Raw genomic sequence first — 6,698 nt, 5'->3', positions numbered from 1 at the left:
TCTCTGCGAAATACCGCGGCCGCGTATGAATGAACGGCATTGCTACTGCCAGGCCACCGTACACGTTCCGCTCCTGCGTCGCGATCCAGCAAAAATCCTCGAGCCGCGGCAAGCCCACGTGCTCTACAATAAAGTTCAATCCCTGGAACGCGCTCGCTACATCGTCGATGTCCGCCACGTCGAACGCGTCACGGTTCAGCGGAATGATCGTCGGCCCCTTGTGCACATGAATGTTCGTAATGCCAATCTCCTGGCACTTCTCCAAGTACCGGTACGACCAGTCGTCCGTCAGCTTATAACCCTTCGAACCCCTGTACCAATCCGCCGTGTACAGCTTCACCCCGGTCCATCCGTACTTCTCCCGGTCCCTCTCCAGCTGCTCGAGCCCCCGTTCCCCGTGACGCGGATCGAACGTCCCGTTGCAGATCAGACGTCCCGGATATTGCTCCGACAGCAATTGATTCGCCGCGAAATCCCCGAACCCGTTCTTGTAGAACTCCTTCAAATACACCGGCTGGAAGATCGCCATGTCCACGTACCCCTTCACGAAGACGTCTTCCACGAGCGTATCCGCGCTGTACTTCAAGAACTTCTCCTTCGGCCACAAATACTCTTTCGGACTCAGGTTCTTGTGGTAGTCGTAAAAGCAGCTGATGAACTGGTCGCCCTGCACGTTCAATTGGTTCTCCTTGCTGCCGTCCCATAACGCGATGTGTGCGTCAACAATGAAGATTTCGTCTCCGTCCGGCATACGATACATGGTCATTCCTCCTTGGATTTCACTAGATTAGAAAGCGCTTTCAATATCTTGAGTATAGGGTTTCCAAGCAGGTTTTCCAATGGTCATCGAACTAAAAAACATGCATTCCACCCCCCTATTTTCTGTACGAATCTCCACTCCGGCTAAAAAAAATGTCAGGCACTACCGCCTGACATGCTGTCGTGCAACGCCGCCTCCAACAGGAAATCCGCGAGATGAACCGCCCTCATGCGCGCCTCGGCGCCTTCCCTGACGATGCCTAGCTTCATCTGCAAGAGACACCCTGGATTTGCTGTGACGATCGTATGCGCTTCGGTATGGCGTACTTTCTCCATCTTATAGTCCAAGATTCCCATGGACATCTTGCTTTCCGTAATATTGTAGATCCCCGCCGATCCGCAGCAATGATCCGCCTCCTCCATCTCTCGAAAGCGGATGCCGGCGATCGAGCGAAGCAGCTCTCTTGGCGCCTTCGACGTTCCCATTACATTCCGAAGATGACAAGAATCCTGATAGGTCACCCGTTGTTCCGGAAGCGACAGTCGCCGATCGGCGAAACGCAGCTCGATCAAAATTTCGGTGAAATCGCGCACTTTTGACGTGAACGCTTTCGCGCGCTCCTGCCATTGCGGTTCGTCCCGAAGCAAGTGATCGTACTCCACTAATAGCGCCCCGCAACCTCCCGCATTCGAAATGATTGCATCCGCTCCCGCCGCCTCGAACGCCTCGATATTCGCCTTGGCCAGTCGCTTGGCCATCTCCTTCTCTCCGCCGTGTGCATGCAACGCGCCGCAGCATCCTTGATCCGGAGGAACGACGACGTCACAACCGGCCATGCGCAACAGCGTCATCGTTGCGTCGTTCGTCTCCATGAACATTGTATCCATCAGACAGCCCCGGAAAAAAGCAACTTTCATCTTCGGCTCGCCGAACGCGCTAAGTGCCGTAGGGCGAGAGCGCAACGCCGCCGGACCGGGCACGTCCGGCAGCGTACGCTCGAGCTGCTCGAGGTTGCCCGGCAGCGCCCGCAAGACCCGGGCGCCTCGGACGAGGCGTTGCAAACCGCTCTTCTGGTACCAATAGATGGCCACATGAAGACGCCGCATCCACTTCATGCGGGGGAACAGGCCCCGAAAAACAAACATGCGCACGAGACGAACCGGCAGCTTGTGCTGCTTCTTCGATTGGATCACGTCGCGAGCCTCCTCTAACAAGTGCCCGTATTTCACCCCGGAAGGGCAAACGGGCTCGCACGCGCGGCAGCCGAGACAGAGGTCCAACTGCCGCTCCACGTCCGCATCCGGCTCGATGACGCCGTCGACGACGCCCTTCATGAGCGCTATACGGCCCCGCGGAGACGCTCCTTCGTATTGTTCCTGCCCATAAGTCGGGCAAGACGGCAGACAAAAGCCGCAACGCATGCAATTCATAAGCTCGTTATAGTCCAGGCGTTCCCGAAAGCCATCGCGAATGTCGCTTGCCGCTTTCCCGTTCATCCGTTGATCACCACTCTCTTGCGTGCATCTTTCGCGAACATTTTGCCGGGATTCATGATGTTGTTCGGGTCGAAAGCGCTCTTCACCGCTTGCATTGCGGCAACTCCGGCTTCGCCAACCTTCAAAGCCAGGTAAGGACGCTTCATAACGCCGACGCCGTGTTCCCCGGTGATGGTGCCGCCCAGTTCGATCGCCTTGAGAAATATCTCCTCGAACGCCTGCTCGACGCGATGCATCTCGCCGGCATCGCGTGCGTCCGTCGGGCACGTCGGATGCAGATTGCCGTCGCCCGCATGCCCGAACGTGCAGATCATCACGTCGTATTTCTTGGCGATGTCGTTGATTGCTTTCACCATGTCACCGATCTTTGAGCGCGGCACCGTCGCGTCTTCGAGGATCGTCGTCGGCTTCATGCGCGCGAGGGCGGAAAGCGCCGTACGCCGAGCCGTGCTCAACGCCTCGGCTTCTGCCAAACTTTGCGCAATCTTCACCGAGACTGCACGACCCTCGCGGCAGATATCCGCGATGCGCTGCATATCGCGTTCAACGACCTCCGGCACTCCGTCCTGCTCGATCAGTAGCACCGCGTTGACGTCGGTCGGAAGGCCGACCTTGGCGTATTCCTCCACGACCTTGCAGGTCGGCTGGTCAAGAAATTCCAGCGTTGCCGGAATGATCCGATTCGCGATGATCGCCGATACCGTGCTGGCAGCTGCGTCAATGTCCTCGAAGAGGGCAAGCATCGTCTTCTTGCTTTCCGGCATCGGAACGAGTTTCAGTGTCGCTTCGGTGATGACGCCGAGGGTGCCTTCCGAACCGACGAACAGCTTCGTCAGGTCGTAGCCGGCAACGTCTTTCGTTGATTTCCCGCCGGTGCGGACGAGGTCCCCGTTCGGCAGGACGATTTCCAGGCCGAGGACGTAGTCTTTGGTCACGCCGTATTTCAAACCGCGCAGTCCACCCGAGCATTCGTTGATGTTGCCGCCGATCGTCGAAATCTTCATCGAGCTCGGATCCGGCGGATAGAACAGATTCCGCGCCTCCACCGCCTCGATCAGCGTCTTCGTGATGACGCCGGGTTGTACCGTCGCCGTTAAATTTTCCTCATCAATCTCCAGAATACGGTTCATCCGATTGAATGTGAGGACGATGCCGCCCTCAGTCGGACATGTGCCGGCGCACAGATTCGTTCCCGAGCCCCGTGGCACGATCGGGATACGGGATTCATCGCACAAGCGCAGGATCGCTCGGATTTGCTCCGTCGTCTGCGGCATTAATACGGCATCGGGGAGAGCTTGAAAATTCGGCGTTGCGTCGTAAGAGTAGGCAAGCCTCGCTTCGTTCGAATCGCGATATTGGTTCTCGCCTACGATGTCGATTAATCGGGCTTTTATCGTTGCCGGTACCATCCGAAGTCCCCCTCTCCTCGCTATCCTGCTTGAGACGCCGCCTCGTATCTGTCTCAAATACGAACGGACGTCTCGTTTTCTTCCTCCGGATTCGTCGAATAGATATCCATCTTTAATAACGACAGCGCGATCGAAAATAAAGTGATTCCCTCGGGCGACTTCGGGTTAATGCCCGTCAGTTCCCGAATCTGGTTCAAGCGATAATGCAGCGTATTGATATGAATGTGCAGCGCGTCCGCGCTGTCCTTGATCGAAAGCTGCTTCTGGTAATAAACCAGCATCGTCTCCAATAGCTCCTGATCCGTATCGACGGTTCGAAGAATGCGTCGGATGAATTCCTCTTTCGTCTGTGCGCTGATTTCCTCCAATACCATATCTAGCAGCAAATCACCATACAACATCGGACGGCGACGCACCTGGGAAATCTTCAGCGCTTTGCGAGCTTCTCCGTAGGAATGGTGCAAGCGAAACGGTTCAACGGTTTTTCCCACGCCAATTGACAAGTGAACGCGATGATTCCGGGCAAAATAATGCTGCCACTTCGTGAAATCCTTGCCTAACTTGCGAAACTGCGTCGTACCGGCCTCCGGCATATGCTTGATCAACAGAAATTGGCCGTTGCCCCATCGAAGGAAGTAATCGGCGGCGTCGCGTTCATACAATCTCTGGAAGTAATCCGTCATGAGCGATTGAGCTTCGCGCAAAAGATCGTCCTTCGGAGACAGCTCCGTCTGAAAAAGGACGCACAGGTGTGGAAGCTCCGTCGAGATACCGAGAATATGCCCGCGATCCGCAAGTTCCTGATCGACGTCGTTGGCATGCACCCACTCGTAGAAGTACGCCTCTAATCCTCGCTTTTCCCACTCTTCCTTCTCTTTCCGGGTCGCCTCCCGGATAATAAACTCGGTCATGCGCCGAAGCAACTCCGCGTAAGGCTCGACCACGGAGGGAGTTCCCGAGATGCCGATGACGCCGATGACCTGCTTGTTGAAGAAGATCGGGAGATTAATGCCCGGCTTCACGCCTCTAAGCGTGCGGACGTCTTCCTCGGTGATATGCAGCTTGCGCCTCGTGCTCATTACGATCGTCGCCCCTTCGTGGAAGGTGCCGATTCGCTCTTGTTCGGTGGAGGCAATAATGATGCCTTGATCGTCCACGACGATCAGGCGTTCGTTCAGAGCGGACTCGACTTCACGAATGATCTTCTTGGCCAGTTCGGGTGAGAGTCGCAGATTCATCACCAAACCTTCGTATGAGGTCAAATGAAAACCGGCGCACCCGAACCATGCGGAGCGCGCCGGTTTCCCGTTCCATGGAGCCTGCAACCGGCCTCGAGTCAATCCTAGACCGACACGGTCTCCTTCACGTTCAACAGATTGAAGAATTCCCGCATGAAGCCCGGCAGATCCGGCCAAGCGTGCCCCGTCACCAGATTGCCGTCGACGACGACCATCTTCTCCACGTAATTCGCCCCCGCCGCTTCGACCTCGGGACGGCAGCACGTGTAAGCCGTCATAGAGCGGCCTTGAATATGTTCGCGAATCGTCGTCAGCACGAGCTGACCGTGGCAGATAACGCCCATCGGCTTATTCTCTTGCAGGAAGTGTGCCGCGATATCCTGCACCTTCTTGTTCATCCGGATATACTCCGGCGCGCGGCCGCCAGGGATGATCAACGCGTCGAAATCGGCAGGGTTGATGTCGTCAACGGACGCATCCGAGTCGATTTTATAGCCGACCAGCTCAGTGAACGTCTCCATGGTCGGCAAGAAATCGTGGCATACCGTTTGCAACTTCTTCTTCGTCGGGGACGCAATCGTGACGTCGATCCCCTCTTCCAAGCAGCGGTAGTACGGATAGTAGACTTCCAGGCAATCTACAGCATCGCCCGTCATAATAAGAACCTTCTTACTCATGTTCATCACCGATCCTTTACTTAAGTTATCTATCGTTACAGGAATACGCACGACGCGAGAGATGCCCCCACGCATTCCGGAACGCTTGTGTCACGTGCTCGCGGCGTCGGCGGGAGCCAAGTTATAGCGAGCCTCCAACAACCCCCTGCAATAGTGGGCGTTAAACTCCATGCTCAGCCGCGTCCGCTTGGCGTTCAACAAGAAGTCTTTCACTTCGTCCGGCTGCAGCGGCTCTCCTTCCGGCGTCGTGAAGGCCAGAGCGCCATCGATACCGAGCTGTGCTCTCTTCTCCGCGTACCGCCGGCGAAGCGCGTCTCCTTCGCCTGACAGATCGCGAGCCTCTAGCTCGTCGAACGTCATACAGGCGAATCGTTCGTAAGGATCGCCATGCTCGCGAAGCAGATGCTTCATGAGCCGCTCCCCGCGGGCAAGGAACGACTTCACGACGAATTTCTTGCGAAGCTCATCGAGTTCCCCGTCCGACGCTCCAAACTCGCTCGTCGACTCGCTGAACCGCTTCCCCCTTGTCACGCCTCGGTTTATCTCGCCGGAAGCGCAATGATCGATCAGATTCACCTCGACCTTCTCCGCCCAATCGAGCTCGGAGACGGAGCGCTGAATATCTTCAGCCATAATGAAGGCAAAGTTCGGCGAGCACCAGTACGTCGGGAGCCGGAAGACGACTTCCACGTCGTTGCCGCGAACGCGCGCGCTTTCGATGAATCCAAGTTCCGTCAATGGCTGATCCAGTTCCGGATCGTACACTTGATCGAGCTTCGCGTATACTTCTCGTTCTCTATCCATCGGATTCCTCCTTCAGATGGCGCCGCCAATGCGCCTAGCCGTCTCAGTCGTCTTAAGCGATTCGTTCGCGGCTTGCGATCATGCGAGCCAAGTCGCATTCCCGGAACTTCTCCTTCCGCGCCTCGATATCGATACCATAGAGCGCCGCCGCGTTCTCGCCAAGAATCTTCTTCTTCACGCTTCTATCGAACGTCACGCCCGTCTCCTCCCGGATGTCTTCAGGCAGCTCCATCGCCATAAATTTCTCAATAAGCCAGCTCGGCTCCCAGATCGCGTAGTCGCTCCCGAACAGAATCCGGTCCGGCCCGATCCAG

At 56.5% G+C, this 6,698-nt stretch carries 7 protein-coding genes; all 7 read right to left on the bottom strand.

Features of this window, described 5'->3' with window-relative positions:
- Positions 1-760: amidohydrolase family protein (locus tag BG52_RS14420; RefSeq protein WP_036667558.1), on the bottom strand; the 760-nt coding region annotated here is incomplete at its 3' end.
- 155 nt (positions 761-915) lie between these two features.
- A complete protein-coding gene (locus BG52_RS14415; protein WP_036586177.1) occupies positions 916-2,256 on the bottom strand; it encodes a (Fe-S)-binding protein in 1,341 nt (446 codons plus the stop codon).
- Complete coding sequence (gene glcD, locus BG52_RS14410; protein ID WP_036586179.1) at positions 2,253-3,665, bottom strand: glycolate oxidase subunit GlcD; 1,413 nt, start codon at positions 3,663-3,665, stop codon at positions 2,253-2,255. Before glcD ends, BG52_RS14415 begins: the two co-directional genes overlap by 4 nt.
- A 53-nt stretch (positions 3,666-3,718) precedes the next feature.
- Complete coding sequence (locus tag BG52_RS14405; protein WP_144340840.1) at positions 3,719-4,903, bottom strand: CdaR family transcriptional regulator; 1,185 nt, start codon at positions 4,901-4,903, stop codon at positions 3,719-3,721.
- A 104-nt stretch (positions 4,904-5,007) separates the two neighbouring features.
- Positions 5,008-5,580: a DJ-1/PfpI family protein gene (locus BG52_RS14400; RefSeq protein WP_036586186.1), complete on the bottom strand. Its 573-nt coding sequence runs from the start codon at positions 5,578-5,580 to the stop codon at positions 5,008-5,010.
- Positions 5,581-5,670: 90 nt separating this feature from the next.
- Positions 5,671-6,384 carry a metal-sulfur cluster assembly factor gene (locus tag BG52_RS14395; protein WP_036586181.1) on the bottom strand — a complete coding sequence of 238 codons (714 nt, stop codon included), beginning with the start codon at positions 6,382-6,384 and terminating at the stop codon, positions 5,671-5,673.
- 52 nt (positions 6,385-6,436) lie between these two features.
- Positions 6,437-6,698: amidohydrolase family protein (locus BG52_RS14390; RefSeq protein ID WP_036667556.1), on the bottom strand; the 262-nt coding region annotated here is incomplete at its 5' end.

Source organism: Paenibacillus darwinianus (assembly GCF_000598065.1).
Classification (GTDB): Bacteria; Bacillota; Bacilli; order Paenibacillales; family Paenibacillaceae; genus Paenibacillus_I; species Paenibacillus_I darwinianus.
This window is presented reverse-complemented; position numbering and strand designations above follow the sequence as displayed.

What these genes read in the sequence shown, in the direction of transcription:
- BG52_RS14415 (WP_036586177.1), bottom strand. Translation starts at nt 2,256, where the DNA reads ATGAACGGGAAAGCGGCAAGCGACATTCGCGATGGCTTTCGGGAACGC.
- glcD (WP_036586179.1), bottom strand. Translation starts at nt 3,665, where the DNA reads ATGGTACCGGCAACGATAAAAGCCCGATTAATCGACATCGTAGGCGAG.
- BG52_RS14405 (WP_144340840.1), bottom strand. Translation starts at nt 4,903, where the DNA reads ATGAATCTGCGACTCTCACCCGAACTGGCCAAGAAGATCATTCGTGAA.
- BG52_RS14400 (WP_036586186.1), bottom strand. Translation starts at nt 5,580, where the DNA reads ATGAGTAAGAAGGTTCTTATTATGACGGGCGATGCTGTAGATTGCCTG.
- BG52_RS14395 (WP_036586181.1), bottom strand. Translation starts at nt 6,384, where the DNA reads ATGGATAGAGAACGAGAAGTATACGCGAAGCTCGATCAAGTGTACGAT.